We start from the raw sequence: 18,644 nt of genomic DNA, 5'->3' as shown, positions 1-18,644 counted from the left end.
GCGGGGCCGAGGCCGGGGGCTCGGCCCCGCCGCATCCCGGTACGGGCGGCGGCCAGGGCGGTGACGCGCCGGTCGACTACGGCATCAGGGAGCGGCTGAGCGCGGTCCGCAACTTCAAGGTCAAGGGTGACTACGTCGAGGGCGACAAGAACACCACCATCCACACCTCGGGGCCGGTCAACCTGTGAGTACGCCTCCTGCCGCGCCGCCGCCCGCCGCGGCCTCCGCACCCGCGGCTCCCGCACCGGCTCCCGCCGCTCCGGCCGCGCCGCCGCCAAGCGCCGGCGCGCCACCGCCGGAAGGTGCCGCGGGCGGGTCCGGCGGCGCGGAGCCGGCGCGTGACCCGGGCGCGGGCGGAGGCGCGGGGGCGCCGAGCGACAGCGTCGGCGCGGGCGAGAGCGCCGCGGAGGCCACCGCCCGCACCGGCCGCGGCAGCAAGCGCAGGGGGCTGCTGCGCGAGGCCAGGCTGCGGGTCGAGGGCGACGCGGTGGCGGGCGACAAATTCGTCGTCGTGACCGGCACCGAGCGCCAGGTCACCCTGCGCACCCTGTCGCCCGCCAGCGTCGAGACGGTCAGGCACGCCTTCCACGAACCGCCGCGCTGGGACGAGATCCGGCTCAACGCCGCCCGGCAGCGCTCCGTGGTGCTGCGCGGCCCCGCGGGCAGCGGCAAGACGGCCGCCGCCGTACGGCTGTTGCAGGCGCAGCAGGTACGGGCCTGGTATCTGCTGGACTCGGTCGCCGACCTGGCGCGGATCGCGGGCCTGGACGAACTCGACGCGGACGCGGGCCTGCTGCTCAACTCCCCCCGGGACGCCGAGGATCTGCGCGGCCCGCTACTGGAGGGCCTGGAGCACCAGCTCGAACAGGCCGGTGTGCGGCTGGTGCTGACCGTCGACACCGACATCCGGCTCGACCGGGGCGTGCTGGAGTACGTGCAGCGGCTCGCCCGCCCCACCGACCTCGACGCGGTCCTGCGCCGCCACCTCACCCACCGGGTGGGCGCCGGCACGGCCACCGAGCTGATGGCGCAGCCGCAGATCAGCGCGCTGGCCGACGAACTGCTCGGCGCCATGGCGGCCTGCCGGGACGCCGCGCGGCTCGCGGAGGCGCTGGCCGACGAGCACACCGGCGGCGGGGTGGACGCCGACCGGGTCAGGGCGCTGCTCGACCGCGGGGACACCGAGGACCTGGAGACCTGGTTCGAGAATCTCGCCGACCCCGAGCTGCGAACCGAGGCGATCGCGCTCGCGGTGCTCAACGGCCTGGCGCAGGAGGACATCGCGCTGGCCGCCGAGTCGCTGCTGGGACGCTTCGAGGAGCCGGGCCGGCTGATCGGCACCCCGGAGCAGGAGCGCCCGCCCAAGGTCAGGGACCCCTTCGCGGTGTCCCGCCGCAGCCGGCTCGACCGGCTGCGGGCGCGTACGGTCGCCACCGTCACTCGCGGCGACTTCGGTCGGGTGCCGTGCACGGCGATGGAGTACCGCGACGCGGCCGACCCGCGCCGGCTGATCAGGCACGTCTGGTCGGAATACCGCATCCAGCCGCAACTGCTGGACTGGCTCGGCGAATTGGTGGACTCACCGTCCGAGCAGATCCGCAGCTTCGCGGGCACCGCGCTCGGCCTGATCGCCGGCGAGGCCTTCGACCTGTTCGGCAACCGGGTCTTCCCCGGCTGGATCCACCGGACCGATCTGGGCTGGCGGCGCCGGGAGGCGGTGGCCTACGCGCTGCGGGTCTGCGTGGAGGACCCGGCACTGCGGCCCGGCGTCCGGGCGCTGGTCGACTCCTGGTACCTGGCCGCGTCCCCGGAGAACAAGGCGGCGGCGGCCCGCGCGTACGGGCTGTGCCTGGGCGGCGCTGACCTGCCGACGGCGGTGGACGCCCTGACCCGGCTCGGCACCGTCGACCGGATGGGCGTCGCCATCGCCGTCGGCGACGGCTTCGCCGACCTGGTCGAGGAGGACGTGGCGGGCAACGCCCCGGTCGTGCTCAAGGCGCTGGCCGGCATGGTGGCGCAGCACGAGAGCCGGCCGACCGGGCATCTGGCCTTCCTGATCCTGGCCGACTCGCTCGTCACCGAGGAGGCGCACCCGGCGCCCGGCAGCACCCCGCGCAGCCGGCCCCGGCTGCTCGAACTGGCCGCGCGCGAAACGGGTTTGCGCGAGGTGCTGGCCGGGCTGTGGACCGAGGTGATCTGCGGCGAACTCTTCGCGGAAGAGGCCGCGACCGTACTCGCCGGGTGGGCCGCGCTCGCCGAGTCCGACCCGAAGCTGCTCGACGACCTGATCCGGATGCTCCGCGACCTCGCACAACGCAGCACCCGTACGGGGGAGTTGCTGCACCGCTACACCGTCGCCTGGGACGCGCCGGACGCGCTGCGACCGCTGTACCGGGCGGCCCGGCTGATCCGTATGTCCCTGAAACCGGCCGGCTCCTGAGCCGCTGCCGCACCCGTCCCGAAAGCCCGAATCCCGAAGCCACGAAGCCCGAAGCCACGGACGACCGCCGCCCGTCCCGCAGCCATCCGCCAGTCCGCTCGTCCGCTCGCTGAACCGCTCGCAACACCCGCAAGGAGGTGCCCGGTGCCAGAGCCGCTGTCCCTGATCGCCGAACGCAAGCCCGTAGCACGCATGACGGTGGGGCCGACCAGGGCGACAAGCCCGTACCTGGCGGTCGTCTACGCCACCGCCTCCGGCGAGGTCGCCTGCTTCGACGGCCGCCCGATGACCCCGTCCCAGCAGGTCTTCTCCAAATACCGCAGCCGCTACGAGGTCGACATGCGCGACCACTCCCGTACGGTGCGGCTCGCCAGCAACCCGATGGTCGCCCGCGACAAGGTCCACGAGTTCGAGGTCACCGTCTCCTTCTCCTTCCGGATCAACGGCTGGACGGGCGCCGAGCAGTGGGTGCGCGGCGGGCTGCCGGACGTCCTGCCGGTCGTCTACGGCTACATCAACGGCCTATTCCACGGAGCAGGCCAGGGCTACGACATCGAGGACTCCTTCGGGCTCCAGCACGATCTGGGCAAGCTGTGCGCCTCGCCCGTGGTGCTGACGCAGGGCGTGCTGGTGCACAGCTGCCAGGTCGCGGTCCGCCCCGACGCCAAGTCGCGGCTGTACCTGGAGCGGCTGCTCGAAGCCGACCGCCGGCTGGCGCTCGGCGAGGCGGAGCACGAGCCCGCGGTGAGCGAGACCCGGCACGGCATCGAGATCGAGGCCATCCAGCAGAGCGCGTCGCTGGCCGCCCGCCGCCGCGAGTCCGATGCCCTCGGCGACGCGCTGGACACCGCGGAGGGCCTGATCCGGCACTACCTGGTCACCCACCCGGACGACGCGGCGACCGCCGTCGAGATGCGCCGCCAGCTGGAGGCGACCCGGGCGGAGAGCGCGGAACTCCAGGCCACCCGGGGGCTCGCGCTGTTCAACACGATGGTCGAGAAGGGCCTGATCCAGTCGGGGGACCTCAACGCCATGCGCGACCAGGTGGTCGGGCAGGTGCAGCGGGCCACCGGCACCGGGATCTCGGCCCTGGCGCCGTCCGCGGTGCCGTGGGACGCCCCGCTCACCCTGGGCGCGGCCCCCGGGGCGGCCCCGGCCGCCCCGGCGCCGGGACCCGTACCGCCGCCGGCCGCCACCAGCCCCGCCGGACCCGCCGGCCCGGCCGGGCCGTCCGGCCTGTACGAGCCGACCGTCGTCGTGCCCGAGCGGCAGCCGCCCGCGCCCGCGGCCTTCGCCGCCACCGCGCTGATCTACCTCGTCCTGGACGAGTCCGTCGCGCCCGGTGCGCTGGACGAGTTCAACCGCGGGCTCGGCGCGCTGCACGACGCCCTGTCCGGCGCCCCCGCGGTCTCGGCGACGCTGCGGGTGTGCGTGCTGGGCATGGCCGCCGACACCGTGGTGCGCCTGGAGCCGAGCACGGTCACCCCGGGCACCCGCACCCCGATCCTGACCCGGCGGCCGGGCCTGTCGTACGAACAGGCCTTCCGTACACTGCGGTTGCTGCTGCCGCAGGATGTGGCGCTGGCCAAGGCGGAACACCCGGCGGTGCTGCGGCCGATGGTGTTCTTCGTCAGCGGCGGCGTCCCGGACGAGGGCGCCGGCTGGCGGGAGGCGCACCGCGAACTGGTGGACCGCGCCGCCCATCCGACCGCGCCGCAGATCATCGCGTGCGGCCTGGGCCGGGCCGAGCCGCTGGCGGTCGGGCGAATCGCCACCCGCCCGGAATTCGCCCACCTCGCCGCCCCGCATACCGACGCGGCCTCGGCCGCGCACAGTTGCGCGGCCTTCCTGCGCGACTGCGTCGCCGGCTACGGGCAGCGGCTCGCCGCCGGCAGCAGCGAGTTCACCCTGATCGGCCCGGACGGCTTCCGCCCGGCGGCCGACGCCATCTGACGCCCACCGCTCGGACGCTCCGAGCCGTACGAACCGAACGCGGGGAAGGACACCACGATCATGGCTGGCAACCGGGGCAATCTGCTCCCGATCTATGTACTCGCCGACGAATCGCTGTCGATGGAGGACGTCATCGGCGACCTGAACGACGGACTGCGGTCCCTGCACCGGGAGTTGCTGGGCGAACCGATGGCCGCGGCCAAGGTGCGCTTCTCGGTGCTCGGCTTCTCCGACGACGTCCAGGAGCGGGTCCGGCTGGTGGACCTGCGGGCCGCGGGGGAGTTCCCGCTGCTGCGCACCCGCGGGATGACCAGCTACCAGGCGGCGTTCGAGGACCTGCTGTCCCGCATTCCGCGCGATGTCGCGGAGTTGAAGCGCGAGGGCTACCAGGTGCACCGGCCCGCGGTCTTCTTCCTCAGCGACGGCGCGCCCAACACCGGCGAGGACTGGGAGGCGGTGCACCGCAGGCTCACCGACAAGAGCGTGACGCCGGTCGCGCCCAATGTGATCGCCTGCGGCATCGGGCAGGCCGACGCGAGGATCATCTCGCAGGTCGCCACGAAGCCGGAGTTCGGCTTCGTGGCCAACAAGGGGGTGGACCTGGGGCAGGCCATCTCCAAGTTCTGCAGCGCGCTCACCACCAGCGTGATCTCCTCGGGCCAGTCCCTCGGGTCCGCCGAGCCGCAGCTCGTCGTGGACCGGCCGGAAGGCTTCACCGTCGCAATCGACCTGATCTGAGATGGACCTTCCCTTCCGGCGCAAGCCGCCGCAGCCCGGGTCCGAACAGCAACCGGGGTACGAGCCGGGCCAGGGGCAGCCGCCGCCGGTCCACCCGCCCGCGCCCGCACCGCAGTTGCGCGGTCCGCGCCCGTACCCGCCCCCGCAGCAGCGGCAGCGGCAGCCGGCGCCCGCCCCGCCGCAGGGCCGCCGCGACCAGCCGCCGTACGACCAGCAGGCACCGTACGACCAGCAGCCGCCGTACGACCCCCAGGCGCCCTACGACCAGGAGGCGCCCTACGGGCAGCAGCCGTACGACCAGTGGTCCTACGGCTCCGCGCCCGTACCGCCGGCCGCAGCCCCGCCGCTCCGGGAGCAGGGCGGGCTGCGGGAGCGGTGGCGGCCCCTCACGCCCGACAACCTGCCCGTGGCCGACTTCGAACCGGCCCCGCCGACCGGCCTGTCCTACCGCCCCGACACGGTGTGCGACGGGTGGTCGACGCCCGACCTGCACCTGCGGCTGGCCTCCGTGCGCGGCTATCTGCACCGCTACAACGGCCGGCCGCGCGAGGACGACGTGGCCGCCGCCTTCGAACCCGGCTCCGGCGCGGTCGTCTTCGCGGTCGCCGACGGCGTCTCCAGCGCCCGGCAGCCGCATGTCGGCGCGCAGGTGGCGTGCCGCAGCGCGGTGGACGAACTGCTCGCCCAGATCCGGGCCGGCGGGCCGCTCCAGATCGACTGGGAGCGGCTGCTGACCACCGTGCACTGGCAGTTGATCGAACAGGCCCGCCGTATCCTGCGCGATCCCGACGCCGGGGTCACCGCCACCGCAGAACTCCTCGGCACCACCCTGGTCGCCGGCACCGCCACGCCGACCGCTGACGGTGTGGAGATCGCCGTGGTGTCGGTCGGCGACTCGGGGGTCTGGCAGATCAAGGACGACCGGGTCCGGCGGCTGGCCGGCGGCAAGGACGCGCAGGACGGCGGCCTGGTGTCCTCGGCCGTCGACCCGCTGCCGCGGCTGCCGCCCGGCCTCCGTGCGCAGACCTTCTACCTCGACCCGGGCACGGTGGTGCTGATCGGCACCGACGGCTTCGGCGACCCGGTCGGCGACATCCCGCAGCCGGGCGGCGCGGCCTCCCCCGCGGGCGGTTCCGGGCGGCCCGACGGCGAGATCCCGCCGCTGTTCGTGCGCGAACTGCGCACGCCGATACCGCCGCTGGGCTTCGCGCACCTGCTGGACTTCTCCCGCGAGACCTTCGACGACGACCGTACGCTGCTGGCACTGTGGCCGCGGACCGGCGCCGGGCGTACGGGCGGCAACCGGTCCGGCGCGCAACCCGGGACCCGCCCCGGTCCCGGTCCCGGCGGGGCCGCCGGCGGCGGACCGCCCGCGACGGGGTGGTCCCGATGACCGTACTGAGCTTCCGGACCAGCCAACTCGGATTCCACCAGGGTCACTTCCTCGCCAAGGGCGGCCAGGGCAAGGTCTACACGGTCCCGAACGCGCTGCCGGGCCTGGCCGGGAGCTTCGTCTACAAGGAGTACCTGCCCGCTGTCCCGGTCGACGCGGACGCGCTGGAGTCGGTGGTGGGCTTCCTCGGCACCCTCGGTCCCGGCGAGCGCACCTTCCTCGACAACCGGTCGGCCTGGCCGGTGGCCCTGGTGGCGGACGGCGGCCGGCCGCTGGGCTTCCTGATGCGGCGGGTGCCCGACGAATTCCGGATCACCGTCGGGAACCAGACCCGCACCCAGGGCATGGAGTTCCTGCTCAACGACGACGCCTACCTGCGGTCCATCGGCATCCACCTGGACAACCGGCTGCGGCTCCAGCTGCTCAGGGACCTGGCCCAGATCACCGCGCTCCTGCACCGCGAGCAGGCTGCGATCGGCGATCTGTCGCCCAAGAACGTGCTGTTCACGCTGGACGGCACTCCGCGCTGCCTGCTGATCGACTGCGACTCGATGCGGGTGCACGGCCGGTCGGCGGTGGAACCGGTGGACACCCCCGACTGGGAGGTGCCCGCGGGCGAGAGCAGGGCGACACCGTACTCCGACGCCTACAAGTTCGGCCTGATCGCGGCCCGGCTCTTCGACGGCGACCAGTCCCGGGTGGACTACCGGGCGCTCGGCGCCGTCTCCCCCGACCTGGCCGCGCTGGCACGGCGGAGCGTGGAGTCCGCGCCCGCCGGCCGTCCGGATCTGGTCAGCTGGTTCGGGCCGCTCGACGCCGCGCTGGCCGTGACGCCGTCCGCCCCGGTACCGTCCCCGGTTCCGGCGGCCCCGCCGCAGCCGCAGTTCCAGCCGCCGCCCGCGCCCCCGGCCCGGCGCAGTCCTGTCGGCTGGGTGGTGGCCGCCTCGGTGGCCCTGGTGCTGCTGTTCGCCGGCATCGGCAAGCTGGCGTCGAGCGGCGGCACCTCGGCCGATGTGCCGGCCTCGACCAGCACCACGATCCCGTACGAGGCCCCGGCCGACCCGACCACCGACCCGACCACCGAGCCGACCACCGACGAGCCGACCACCGACGACGGCGCGGTGGATGTCGACACCACGCAGGTCGACGGCGACCCCGGGGCCGACGAGGTCGCCGCGATGTTCGGCGCCTTCTACGGCGCGATCAACGCCCGGGACTACGACACCGCGCTGTCGTACTACGACCCGGCGACCAAGGCCGTCGACGTGCACTCCACAACCGAGCGGGCGAGGTGGAAGAAGGTCATGGCCACCACCCAGGAGTCCGGGGTCACCCTCACCGCGCTGACCGACACCGACCGGTACACGGAGGCGACGGTCGCCTTCAGCAGCCATCAGGACGCCGGTTACGGACCGACCTCCGATCCCGACCAGACCTGCACGGACTGGACGGTCACCTACTGGCTGACCCACAACGGCGGCCACTACCGCATCCTCAAGGCCCCGTCCAAGGGGGTGAGTTCGAGCGCGTGTTGAGGCCGGGAAGGAATTCAGCCGCCCTGGGCGAGGGACTTGAGCCGGTCCGCCTGGAGCAGGTGCAGCGATTTGCGTCCGGTGGCCACCAGCCCCTGCGCGCGCCACTGTTCGAGCACCCGGCTGACCGTGCGGCGGGAGCTGAGCAGCAGCCCGGCGAGGTCGTCCTGCGACAGCGGGAGCCCGATGCTCACCGCCCCGGCGCCGCGCGCCGGCTCACCGCACCGGTCGGCGAGGTCGAGCAGCAGCGCCGCGAGCCGTACCGACACCGGCTCGGTGAAGCCGGCCCGCTGCCGGTCGGCCTCCTGGAGCCGTCGCGAAAGCGTCTGCTCCACCGCCCGGCTGACCGCGGGGTGGTCCCGGGCGAAGTGCTGGAAGCGTGCCGCGGTGAGCCGTAACACGACGACGTCGGTGGCCGCGTAGAGCGAGGCGCTGCGCCGCCGCCCGTCCAGCCCGGCCTGCTCGCCCAGCAGGTCACCCGGCCCGCGCAGCGCCAGCAGCGCCCGGTAGCCGCCCGCCGAGTGCGAGACGACCTTGACCCAGCCGCGCAGCACCACCAGCAGGTAGTCCGAGGAGTCCCCCTGCGCGAACATCTGGGTGTCCGCCGCCACTTCCGTCTGCGCCCCGAGCCCGGCCAGCGCCTCGCGGTCCGCGACCTCAAGCGAGGACCAGAAGGTGACGACCATGCCCGACGCTCCGACGCCCACCCGGCGACTATACGTTTCCGCCCCGCGCCGCTGCCGGGCTCTCGGCCGACTTCCCCTCGCCCCGGTCCGGCAGCCGCAGTCCCGCCACGAGGAGTCCGACGAGCCGGCGGGCGTCATAGCCGGGATCGCTGTCGGCGCCGATGCAGAGATTGCCGACGCCGCGCATGAGGTCGACGGCGGCGAGCCCGGAGCGGATCTCGCCGGCGGCGGCAGCGGCGTCGAGCAGCTGGGCGCACACGGGCACGAGCCGGTCGAGGAAGTAGGCGTGCAGCGTGTCGAAGCCGGCGTCGTCGGACCGCAGGACACCGGCCAGGCCGTGCTTGGTGACCAGGAAGTCGACGAAGAGGCCGATCCAGCTCCCCAGCGCGTCATACGCGGTCGCGTGGGTGGCCAGCAGGGTCGGACCCGCCTCGGCGCAGGCTTCGACCTGGTGCCGGTAGACGGCGATGATCAGGTCCGCCCGGGTCGGGAAGTGCCGGTAGATCGTGCCGGTCCCGACGCCGGCCTCGGCCGCGATGTCGCGTACCGGCGCCTCCACGCCCGAGGCGATGAAGACCGCGGCGGCCGCGTCGAGCAGCGCCGCCGCATTGCGCCGGGCGTCCGCCCGCCGGGGCCGGTCCGTACGCCTCGCACCCGCGTCACCGTCGTTCACCGCGCTGCTCCCTCCGTGGTCCGGTTGCCAACCGGAACCGTGTTCCGTATGGTTAGTGGAACGAGGTTCCGCTTGCATCGATGATGCCAGAGCGGTGGCCGGCGGCCAAGCCGAGCCGTACCACCACGCCTCGCCCGCACGGAGGAGACACGCTCATGCAGTACCGCACCCTGGGGCGCACCGGTGTCCAGGTCAGCTCGCTCGCGCTCGGCGCGATGAATTTCGGCAGGATCGGACGCACCACCCAGGACGAGGCCACCGCCATCGTGGACGCCGCCCTCGGGGCCGGCATCAACCTCATCGACACCGCCGACTGGTACAGCGGCGGTGAGTCCGAGGAGATGGTCGGCAAGGCGATCGCCGGGCGCCGCGACGACATCGTGCTGGCCACAAAGGCGAACATGCCGATGGGCGACGAGCGCAACCACCGGGGCAGCTCGCGCCGCTGGCTGGTCACCGAGCTGGACAACAGCCTGCGCCGCCTCGGCGTCGACCACGTCGACCTCTACCAGATCCACCGCTGGGACCCGAGCACCGGCGACGAGGAGACGCTGTCGGCGCTGACCGACCTCCAGCGCGCCGGCAAGATCCGCTACTTCGGCTCCTCGACCTTCCCCGCCTACCGCATCGTGCAGGCGCAGTGGGCCGCCCGGGAGCACCATCTGGGCCGCTACGTCACCGAGCAGCCCGGCTACTCGATCCTCCAGCGCGGCGTCGAGACCCACGTCCTGCCGGTGACCGAGCAGTACGGCCTCGGCGTGCTGGTGTGGAGCCCGCTGGCCTCGGGCTGGCTGTCGGGTGCGATCCGCGAGGGCCGGGACGTCGCCACCAGCCGCTCGGCCGCCATGCCGGAGCGCTTCGACACCGCCGTCCCCACCAACCGGGCCAAGCTCGACGCGGTCGAGCGGCTGGCCGCCGTCGCCGACGACGCCGGCCTGACCCTGATCCAGCTCGCGCTCGGCTTCGTGACCGCGCACCCCGCCGTGACGGCCGCGATCATCGGCCCGCGCACCCTTGAGCACCTGCATGCGCAACTCGCCGCCGCCGACACCGTGCTTCCCGCCGACGTGCTCGACGCCGTCGACGCGATCGTCGCCCCCGGCACCGACCTCGCACCGCAGGAGAAGTTCGACACCCCGCCGGCCCTGCTCGACGCCTCGCTGCGCCGCCGCTGACCGCCGGCGGCCGGCCCTCCGGACGGCCGTATGCCGGTGCTGCCCCCGCATATCGCGGGGCCGTGCCCGTACGGCACACTCTCCTCAGGCAGCACGCCGATTCGAGGGGGAAAATCTCATGATCATATTCGGTACTCGGGGCTATCTCTACACATTGGCCATGATCACGCTGGTCTGCGGGCGCTGCGGCAATCCCGCCGCGCACACGCTCAAGAAGCGGGTCACCAAATTCACCCTGTTCTTCGTGCCGCTTTTCCCGATCAGCACGAAGTACGTCACCCAGTGCACCTTCTGCGGTGCCGCGCAGCAGCTGTCGAAGGAGCAGGCCGAGCAGCTCCAGGTGCAGGCCGGGCCGCAGGGCCAGCCGCAGCAGGGCTACGGACAGCCCGCGGCGCAGCCCTCGGGCCACGATCACCAGCGCCCGACGGCCTGACCCGGTCCACCGGAGAATCGGCGCGCCGCCCGGCCGACCCGACGCGGGCACCCGCGTCGCGGGCGCACGCGTCTCTTACGGTCCCCTTGCGATCCGGTGTCCGCCACGATGCGCGGGGGCGGTCCGCCGGGCAGACTCGGTTACGGTCGCCCGGGGGCAGGAGGTGGTTTGCGTGAGCGGCAGTCCGCTGCTGGCCGTGCACGGCGTCTCCAAACGGTTCGGCGCGGTGCAGGCGCTGCGCGACGTCGACCTCGTGATCCACGAGGGCGAGGCCGTCGGGCTGGTCGGCAGCAACGGGGCGGGCAAGTCCACGCTGGTCAAGGTCATCGCGGGGGTGACCACGGCGGACGCCGGCGTGATCGAGTGGCGCGGGCGCCGGGTCGATCTGCGACGGCCGCAGGACGCCCTGAGACTGGGCATCGCCACCGTCCACCAGGACCTGTCGCTGTGCGACAACCTGGACACCGTCGAGAACCTCTACCTCGGCCGTGAGCTGCGGACCCTGGGCGTGCTCAACGCGATCAAGATGGAAAAGCGCGCCCGCAATCTGCTGGACGCGCTGTCGGTGCCCATCCCGAGCCTGCGCACCCCGGTCGCGTCGCTGTCCGGCGCCCAGCGGCAGGGCGTCGCCATCGCCCGGGCGCTGATCGGCGAGCCCGAGCTGATCATCCTCGACGAGCCGACCGCCGCGCTCGGCCCGAGCCAGGTCGCCCGCGTGCTGGAACTGGTGCAGCGGCTGCGCGATCAGCATCTGGGGGTGCTGCTGGTCAGCCCCGAGGTGGACGAGGTGCGGGCGGTCGCGGACCGGATGGCGGTACTGCGGGTCGGCCGCAACACCGGCGTGTTCGACACCAAATACACCACCCAGGAGCAGATCGACGCGGCCGTCACCGGCAATACGGCGATGGCGGTCAATCTCCAGCAGAGCCTGCTGCCGCACGGCCCGCCCGAGCAGGACGCGCTGGATGTCGCCTTCCGCTACATGCCCGCGCAGGCGGGCGTCGGCGGCGACTGGTTCGACGTCATCCCGCTGCCCGGTGCCCGGGTCGCGGTAGTGGTCGGCGACGTCGTCGGGCACGGCATGCACGCGGCGGCCACCATGGGCCGGCTGCGGACCGCCGTCGTCAACTTCTCGATGCTGGACCTGCCGCCCGACGAGCTGCTGGCGCACCTGGACGACCTGGTCGGCCGGATCGACAAGGACGAGGCCGCGCCGGGCGGCGGACCTCCCGGCGGCGGCGCTCCGATCGCCGGCGCGACCTGCCTGTACGCGATCTACGACCCGGTCACCGGCTGCTGCCAGCTGGCCAGGGCCGGGCACCTGCCGCCCGCACTGGTCAGCGCTGACGGCACGGTCGAGCTGCTGGACGTGCCCGCCGGGCCGCCGCTGGGCCTGGGCGGGATGCTCTTCGAGGCGGTCGAGCACCGGTTGGCCGAAGGAAGCCGGCTGGTCCTCTACACCGACGGCCTGGTCGAGGACCGCTCCCGGGACATCGACGTCGGCCTGGACATGCTGCGCTCCGCGCTGGGCGGACCACCGGGCCGTACGGTCGAGGAGACCTGTGACGCGGTCATCGCGGCGATGATGCCCGCCGAGCCCAAGGACGACATCGCGCTGCTGATCGCCGAGACCCGTGTGGTGGCCGCCGACCGTATCGCCCGCTGGGAGGTCCCCACGGACCCGGCGGCGGTGGCCACCGTGCGCAACGGGGCCAGCGACCAGCTGACCGCGTGGGGCCTGGACGACCTGGCCTTCACCACCGAGCTCATCCTCAGCGAGCTGATCACCAACGCGATCCGCTACACCACCGGGCCGATCGACGTACGCATGCTGCTGGACCGCACCCTGATCTGCGAGGTCGCCGACACCAGCAGCACCTCCCCGCATCTGCGGTACGCGGCCACCACCGACGAGGGCGGGCGCGGGCTGTTCCTGGTGGCGCAGCTCGCCGAGCACTGGGGGACCCGCTACACCAAGGCCGGGAAGATCATCTGGGTGGAGCAGCGCCTCCCCGGCACGCCCCTGTGACGCGGTACCCCTGTCAGACGTCCAGATTGGTGTTCGCCGCGCGGGCCGCGTCCGCCAGGTCGGGGAATTCCACGACCTCGACGCCGGCCGCCTCCAGGAGTTCCACGCCCTGGCAGTCGGCGACGAAGAGGGCCGGTTCGCGCCAGGCGATGACCACCCGGGGGATGCCGCTGCGCAGGATGAGCTGGGCGCAGGGGTGCGGGTGGGAGCGGCGCTCCGAGCAGGGTTCGAGCGAGCTGTAGATGGTGGCGCCCGCCAGCCGGGCGTCGTCCGGCGCCAGTTTGGCCAGCGCGGACTGCTCGGCGTGCACATGGGGGTCGCCGCCCTCGCGGCTGTGGCCGTTGCTGATCTCGGCGCCGTCCGCCCCGACGATGACCGCCCCGACGCTGAAGGCCCCGGCGGCGGGCGGGCACAGCGCCGCCAGGTCGATCGCCCGGGCCAACCACCTTCGGTCGGCTGCCTCCTGTGCGCTCACGCGCTCACCTCCGCTGTCTGGGACGGGGACTCGGGCCGCGGCTTGGGCGCGTACCGTAGCAGGACGACGTCGCCGACGGTACGGGTCCCGATCAGGGTCAGCCGCCGGGTCGGGCCGCCGGGGTAGTCGGCGGCGCCGAGGAAGCGGGGCGCGCCGGGCTGCCCGACGAGCACCGGCGCCACGGCCACCTGCATCTCGTCGGCGAGGCCCCGGGCGAGGAATTGCGTGTGGATGCTGCCGCCGCCCTCCACCATGAGCTGCCGCACTCCGCGCCGCGCCAGGTCGTCGAGCAGCGCGCCGAAGTCGACGGCGGGGCCGGTGCCGACGACGTCCGCGAGACCGTCGAGTGTGCGGCGAAGGCCCGGCGCGGCGGCGTCCGTGGTGTAGACGACCTTCTCGCCGCCGTGGTGCCAGAACTTCAGGTCCGCCGCGAGCCCGCCGCTGCCCGTCACGGTGACCTTGAGCGGATACGCCGGCCGGCCCGCGGCCACCCGCGCCGCCCGCCGGTCCGCGCTGTTCACCAGCAGCCGCGGATTGTCGCGGCGCAGGGTGTTCCCGCCGACCAGGATCGCGTCGGACTCGGCCCGCACCTGGTCGACCCGGTCGAAGTCCTCGGCGTTGGACAGCAGCAGCCGCTCCGGCGAGGTGTCGTCGATGTAGCCGTCGATGGATGTGGCGACGCTGAGCAGTACGTAAGGGCGCTCGGCCATGTGTCCCTGTGCCCGTCCTCTCCGTGACTCTTCTTCGACCTCTCCGTGACCGCCCGGACCGCGGGGGACCCGGCCCGGTACCGCGGTCCCCCCGGCGATCGTAGGACAACCGGATCGTCGTGGTACCGGGTGACGCGCTGCCCGCCCTCGTGCGGCGGCCCGGCGGAGAGGGCTCTCCGCCGGGCCGCCGGTGGTGCGGGTGGCGCTTACCCGCGGTGGGAGGTCAGGTAGGACAGCGTCGGGGTGCCGAGGCCCGTCGCGTCGTCGTAGCCGCGGACGGCGTTGAGCGAGGTGTCCTGGCCGAAGGCGACCAGCCGGACGGTGAGGGCGCCGTTGACCGCGCCGAAGTCCACGATGCTGCTCAGCGGGGCCTTCGCGTGGTGTGCGGCCTGCTCGTCGACCACGTCGCGCAGCAGGTCGGGGTGGGCGTACAGCAGCGGGTTGGCGAAGCCGACGGCGTGGTGCCTGCCCTGGAGCGCGTCGGCCTGGATCGCGGCGAATTCCGGCGAGGACACGCTGGTGCCGCCGTAGCCGGCCTCGCTGTAGTCGGCGCCGTCGGAGAGGCCGACCAGCACCGAGGTGTAGAGGTCGCCGGCCACCGACACATCGGGCGTGACGCGCTGGGCCGCACGGCTGTGCGCGCCCGTCATCAGGGTGTGCGAGAACGCGTCGGGCACGACACCGCGCTGGTACGCGGGCTGCGCGAAGTCCTCGCTGGTGCCGCCGCCCCCGCCGAAGTAGAACGGCGCCGGGACCGCGGGGACCCAGCTGGTGCCGTCCGCCGACAGGTTGGAGCGCAGGGTGCCCATGTCGGTCTCGAAGCCGTAGCTGCCGGACTTCGAGCCGATGCCGAGCGCGGTGCCGCCGACCGAGGTCACCCACGGGTCGGAGTCGGGCCAGTCGGCCTGGGCGCGGGCGGTGTCGGCCTGGCAGTTGGCGCCGGTCGCGGCGGCCAGCGGGCTGCTGTCACCGCAGTCGCCCGCGGAGAAGCCGATGCCGATGCCCTCGACGGCGGCCTCCTTGAACACCTGCTCGTAGGCGGCGATCTCGGACGCCGTGATGTCGGCGTTGTCCGTGGTGTGCATGATCTCGCCCCACGAGTTGGAGACGACATCGGCCAGGTGCTGGTCCACGATCGTGGTGACGGCGCTCAACAGGTCCTCGTCCGTGCACGAGTCGGCACCTACGTAGACGACGTTCGCGTCGGGCGCCAGGCCGTGCGCCATCTCGACGTCCAGCGCCTCTTCCGGCGCCCAGCCCTCGGGCCCGCCGCACAGGTCCTGGTCCTGCCACTGCGCCGGGTCGACGTGCTCGGTGTACTGGCCGCTCCTGAACGGCATGTCGCCGTGGTTGACCGCGTACCGGTTCGCGTCGGCGAGCATCGTCGAGCTGCCGTACGCGTCCACGATCGCGACCGTCGCGCCCTTGCCGGTCAGGCCGGAGGCGGTGATGCCGTAGGCCTTGCGCAGCTGCGAGGGGTGGAACGAGCACTGGTCGAACGGCGTCGGGCCCTTCGAATATCCGGCGGGTCCCGCCGTGGTGCTCTTCTGGCCCCAGTAGTCGGAGCAGGTCGCGGTGGTCGGCAGGGTGCCGTCGGGCTGCGCCTGGGCGCCCTGCTGGCTCCTGGTGACCACGTCGGAGCCGCTGTCCACCCGGATCGAGTCGGGCTTGGCCACATTGGCGCCGGGCGAGCTGAGGCCGTTGACGCCGAGGATCGCGGACGACACCGAGGCGGGGACGGTGATGTCGCGGGCCGGCGCGTGCCGCAGCTTGCCACCCACCCGGTACTGGTGGATGCCGGTGCCGAATGCCTTGGCGATCGCCGTGTCGGTGCCCTTGACGGTGACGGCGTGCCCGGTGCTGCCCAGCACCTCCAGGCCGGCGCCGGTCGCCCACGCGGTGACCGCGTCGATCTGCGCTGAGGTCGCGCCGTAGCGGGCCTGGTACTGCGCGGTGCTGAGGAATCGCCCGTAACTCGCGTTCGCCGGGTCCGAGACCGCGGTGGCGTACGCGGTCAGGCCCGCGGGGTCCTGGCCGGCCAGGTAGACGGTGCCGGTGATCTCGGTCCCGGCCGGGACCGACCCTGCGTCGCCCGCCGGGGTCGCCCACGCGGGGTGGGTGCCGGCGATGGTCCGCGCGGTGGGCGCGGCGGCACCGCCTGCCGCCTGCGAGGGGGCGGCGATCAGCAGCGCGCCGGACACCAGGGCGAGCGAGGCCGTCGCGACCACGGCGGCCCGCACTGCACGGGGTTTTTGTATGTCGGTGATGACTACTCCAACGGGTGGCTCGGTAGCGGGACTTGACCGTGGGTGACCGCTGGCGACGGCCGCCGGGCTGTAGTGTGCACGCCACTCGGAGGAGGGGGAACCGCGGAACGTGGTCCTTAGCTGGACCTTTAACCGCCGGGCAGTGACATCTGCCGCCTTGTCCCGTTACTTGTAGACCTTGCCCGGCTGCGGAGTGCCGGGCGCCAGCAGCTGCTTGACGGTGACGAAGGTGTAACCGCGGCCCTGGAGCGTGGAGATGATGCCGGGCACAGCCGCGATGGTGCCGTTGTAGCCGGCGTCGGTGGGGTCGACCAGGTCGTGCAGCAGGATGATGCCGTCCCGTTTCGTGTGCTTCTCGATCCGCTGGGCGATCAGTGCGGAGTCGGTGGTCCGGTAGTCGGCGCCGTCCGCGCTCCACACCACCTCCGACATGCCGAGGTCCTTGGCGATCGCGGTGACCGTGCCGCTGGTACGGCCCTGCGGCGGGCGCAGCAGCGTCGGCCGGACGCCGGTCACCTTCTCGACCGCGTCCCGGCCCTCGGTGATCTCCTTGCGGACCTCGTCCTTGCTGATCCGGGTGAGGATCTGGTGCGACCAGGTCAGCGTCTCGACCTCGTCGCCCTGCGCGGCCATCGCCCGGACCATCTCCGGGTGCTCCATCACGTGGTTCTTGCCGAGCGTGAAGAAGGTCGCGTGGATGTGGTACTCGGCCAGGATGTCCAGGATCTGCGGAGTGCGCACGCTCGGCCCCGCGTCGAAGGTCAGCGCCACGCACCTGAGCCTGCGGCAGTCGACCTCGCTCCCGTCGGAGCCGACCGCGAAGGCCGCGGCGCCGCCCGCCGACGCGTGGTCGCGGGCCTTCGCCGGGGCCGTCGCGTCGTAGCCGTTGCAGCCGGTCAGGCCCACGGCGACGGCCGCCGTGGTCAGCAGCGCGGCCAGCGTCCGGACCCGGTGCGCGGTGGTGGTGCTCCGCATGCGGGAGTGCCCTCTCCTCGTGGTGGATCGCCCGCTCGGGCGGATCGCGAGGAACTCTACATATCGCGTATAGCTGGACCGCGGCAGGGTGCTCCCGCGTCGGCGCCGCCGCTCAGGCCGCGTTCAGCTCCGCGACGGCGTCCGGCGGGAGGACCAGGTCGGCGGCGGCGATGTTCTCCCGCAGGTGCGCCACTGACGACGTGCCGGGGATCAGCACGATCGCGGGGGACCGCTGGAGCAGCCAGGCCAGCGCGGTCTGCTGCGGGGTCGCGCCGATCCGGGCGGCGACCGCGTCCAGGGTCGCCGACTGGAGCGGGGTGAAGCCGCCCAGCGGGAAGAACGCGGCATAGGCGATGCCCTCGGCCGCGCACCGGTCGAGCAGCGCGTCGTCCGCGCGGTGGGCGATGTTGTAGAGGTTCTGAATGGTCACCACCGGGGCGATGGCCTGCGCCTCCGTGAGCTGCTCCGCCGTGACGTTGCTCAGCCCCAGGTGCCGGATCAGCCCCTGCTCCCGCAGCTCGGCGAGCACGCCGAACTCCTCGGACAGCGGTCCGGCGGCCGGCCCCTCGACCCCGCCGAGCCGCAGGTTGACCACGTCGAGCGCGTCCAGGCCGAGACGCTGCAGATTGTCCTTGACCTGCTGCCTGAGCGACTCCGGCTCCAGCGACGGATTCCACGACCCGTCCGCACCGCGCCGGGCGCCGACCTTGGTGACGATGTGCAGGTCCTCGGGGTACGGGTGCAGCGCCTCCTTGATCAGCTCGTTGACGACGGCCGGCCCGTAGAAGTCGCTGGTGTCGATGTGCGTGACGCCGAGTTCGACGGCCGTACGCAGTACCGCGACGGCCTCGGCCCGGTCCTTCGGCGGCCCGAACACGTTCGGGCCGGCCAGTTGCATGGCGCCGTACCCCATACGGCCGATGGTCAGCCCGGGTGCGAGTGCCGTGACCCCGCCGGAAATGCTGCCGGTCATGTGATGCCGCCTCTCCTGAGCCCCGGGCTCCTCCCGGGGCACACCCTCCACCTTCTCCCCTCCCGGCCCGGCGAGGCAGTACCCCGCTGATCCTGGGAGTGGCAGAACCAGGCTCACGGCGGTGCGCGGCGGAGGGAGGCCTCCTCGGCCGCGCTGCCCCGCAGGGGCTGGTGCGACCAGCGGGGATGGGGC

At 73.3% G+C, this 18,644-nt stretch carries 16 protein-coding genes; 9 read left to right on the top strand and 7 right to left on the bottom strand.

Translation table 11 applies throughout. The features are described 5' to 3' along the window. The 6 genes from V7E46_RS23805 to V7E46_RS23780 form a co-directional block, all read left to right on the top strand. Positions 1 to 188: hypothetical protein (locus V7E46_RS23805; protein ID WP_333770318.1), on the top strand; the 188-nt coding region annotated here is incomplete at its 5' end. Continuing rightward, entirely contained in the window at positions 185 to 2,440 is a 2,256-nt protein-coding gene (locus V7E46_RS23800; protein ID WP_333770317.1) for an ATP-binding protein, read from the top strand. The genes V7E46_RS23805 and V7E46_RS23800, both read left to right, overlap by 4 nt. A 144-nt stretch (positions 2,441 to 2,584) precedes the next feature. Beyond that, positions 2,585 to 4,393, top strand: coding sequence for a vWA domain-containing protein (locus V7E46_RS23795; protein WP_333770316.1), 1,809 nt, complete (start codon positions 2,585 to 2,587; stop codon positions 4,391 to 4,393). Between the two features lie 60 nt (positions 4,394 to 4,453). Beyond that, positions 4,454 to 5,131, top strand: a complete 678-nt coding sequence (locus V7E46_RS23790) for a vWA domain-containing protein (RefSeq protein ID WP_329176633.1) — start codon at positions 4,454 to 4,456, stop codon at positions 5,129 to 5,131. Between the two features lies 1 nt (position 5,132). Next, positions 5,133 to 6,524 carry a protein phosphatase 2C domain-containing protein gene (locus V7E46_RS23785; RefSeq protein WP_333770315.1) on the top strand — a complete coding sequence of 464 codons (1,392 nt, stop codon included), beginning with the start codon at positions 5,133 to 5,135 and terminating at the stop codon, positions 6,522 to 6,524. Continuing rightward, a complete protein-coding gene (locus tag V7E46_RS23780; RefSeq protein ID WP_333770314.1) occupies positions 6,521 to 8,059 on the top strand; it encodes a hypothetical protein in 1,539 nt (512 codons plus the stop codon). The genes V7E46_RS23785 and V7E46_RS23780 overlap by 4 nt, the downstream gene beginning before the upstream one ends. A gap of 14 nt (positions 8,060 to 8,073) precedes the next feature. On the opposite strand, the gene V7E46_RS23775 is transcribed toward V7E46_RS23780, so the two are convergent. Both V7E46_RS23775 and V7E46_RS23770 read right to left on the bottom strand, forming a co-directional pair. Next, positions 8,074 to 8,763: a Crp/Fnr family transcriptional regulator gene (locus tag V7E46_RS23775; protein ID WP_333770313.1), complete on the bottom strand. Its 690-nt coding sequence runs from the start codon at positions 8,761 to 8,763 to the stop codon at positions 8,074 to 8,076. A 7-nt stretch (positions 8,764 to 8,770) separates the two neighbouring features. Continuing rightward, positions 8,771 to 9,415, bottom strand: a complete 645-nt coding sequence (locus tag V7E46_RS23770) for a TetR/AcrR family transcriptional regulator (RefSeq protein ID WP_333770312.1) — start codon at positions 9,413 to 9,415, stop codon at positions 8,771 to 8,773. Between the two features lie 155 nt (positions 9,416 to 9,570). Between V7E46_RS23770 and V7E46_RS23765 the strand changes: the two genes are divergently transcribed. From V7E46_RS23765 to V7E46_RS33980, 3 genes are all read left to right on the top strand, one after another. Continuing rightward, a complete protein-coding gene (locus V7E46_RS23765; protein ID WP_333770311.1) occupies positions 9,571 to 10,590 on the top strand; it encodes an aldo/keto reductase in 1,020 nt (339 codons plus the stop codon). 118 nt (positions 10,591 to 10,708) lie between these two features. Next, positions 10,709 to 11,023, top strand: coding sequence for a zinc-ribbon domain-containing protein (locus tag V7E46_RS23760; RefSeq protein WP_329176621.1), 315 nt, complete (start codon positions 10,709 to 10,711; stop codon positions 11,021 to 11,023). Between the two features lie 163 nt (positions 11,024 to 11,186). Then, positions 11,187 to 13,052, top strand: a complete 1,866-nt coding sequence (locus V7E46_RS33980; protein WP_443054321.1) for a SpoIIE family protein phosphatase — start codon at positions 11,187 to 11,189, stop codon at positions 13,050 to 13,052. A gap of 13 nt (positions 13,053 to 13,065) precedes the next feature. On the opposite strand, the gene V7E46_RS23745 is transcribed toward V7E46_RS33980, so the two are convergent. From V7E46_RS23745 to V7E46_RS23725, 5 genes are all read right to left on the bottom strand, one after another. Continuing rightward, on the bottom strand, positions 13,066 to 13,527 hold the full coding sequence (locus tag V7E46_RS23745) for a deaminase (RefSeq protein ID WP_329176620.1): 462 nt from the start codon (positions 13,525 to 13,527) through the stop codon (positions 13,066 to 13,068). Beyond that, positions 13,524 to 14,237, bottom strand: a complete 714-nt coding sequence (locus V7E46_RS23740; protein WP_333770310.1) for a RibD family protein — start codon at positions 14,235 to 14,237, stop codon at positions 13,524 to 13,526. The genes V7E46_RS23745 and V7E46_RS23740 overlap by 4 nt, the downstream gene beginning before the upstream one ends. A gap of 206 nt (positions 14,238 to 14,443) precedes the next feature. Next, complete coding sequence (locus V7E46_RS23735; protein WP_333770309.1) at positions 14,444 to 16,465, bottom strand: S53 family peptidase; 2,022 nt, start codon at positions 16,463 to 16,465, stop codon at positions 14,444 to 14,446. 204 nt (positions 16,466 to 16,669) lie between these two features. After that, a complete protein-coding gene (locus V7E46_RS23730) occupies positions 16,670 to 17,479 on the bottom strand; it encodes a polysaccharide deacetylase family protein (RefSeq protein WP_333770308.1) in 810 nt (269 codons plus the stop codon). A gap of 112 nt (positions 17,480 to 17,591) precedes the next feature. Further along, entirely contained in the window at positions 17,592 to 18,452 is an 861-nt protein-coding gene (locus V7E46_RS23725; protein WP_333770307.1) for an oxidoreductase, read from the bottom strand. Between the last annotated feature and the right edge of the window lie 192 nt (positions 18,453 to 18,644).

The sequence above is a fragment of the Streptomyces sp. IBSBF 2435 genome (genome assembly GCF_036815005.1).
Classification (GTDB): Bacteria; Actinomycetota; Actinomycetes; order Streptomycetales; family Streptomycetaceae; genus Actinacidiphila.
This window is presented reverse-complemented; position numbering and strand designations above follow the sequence as displayed.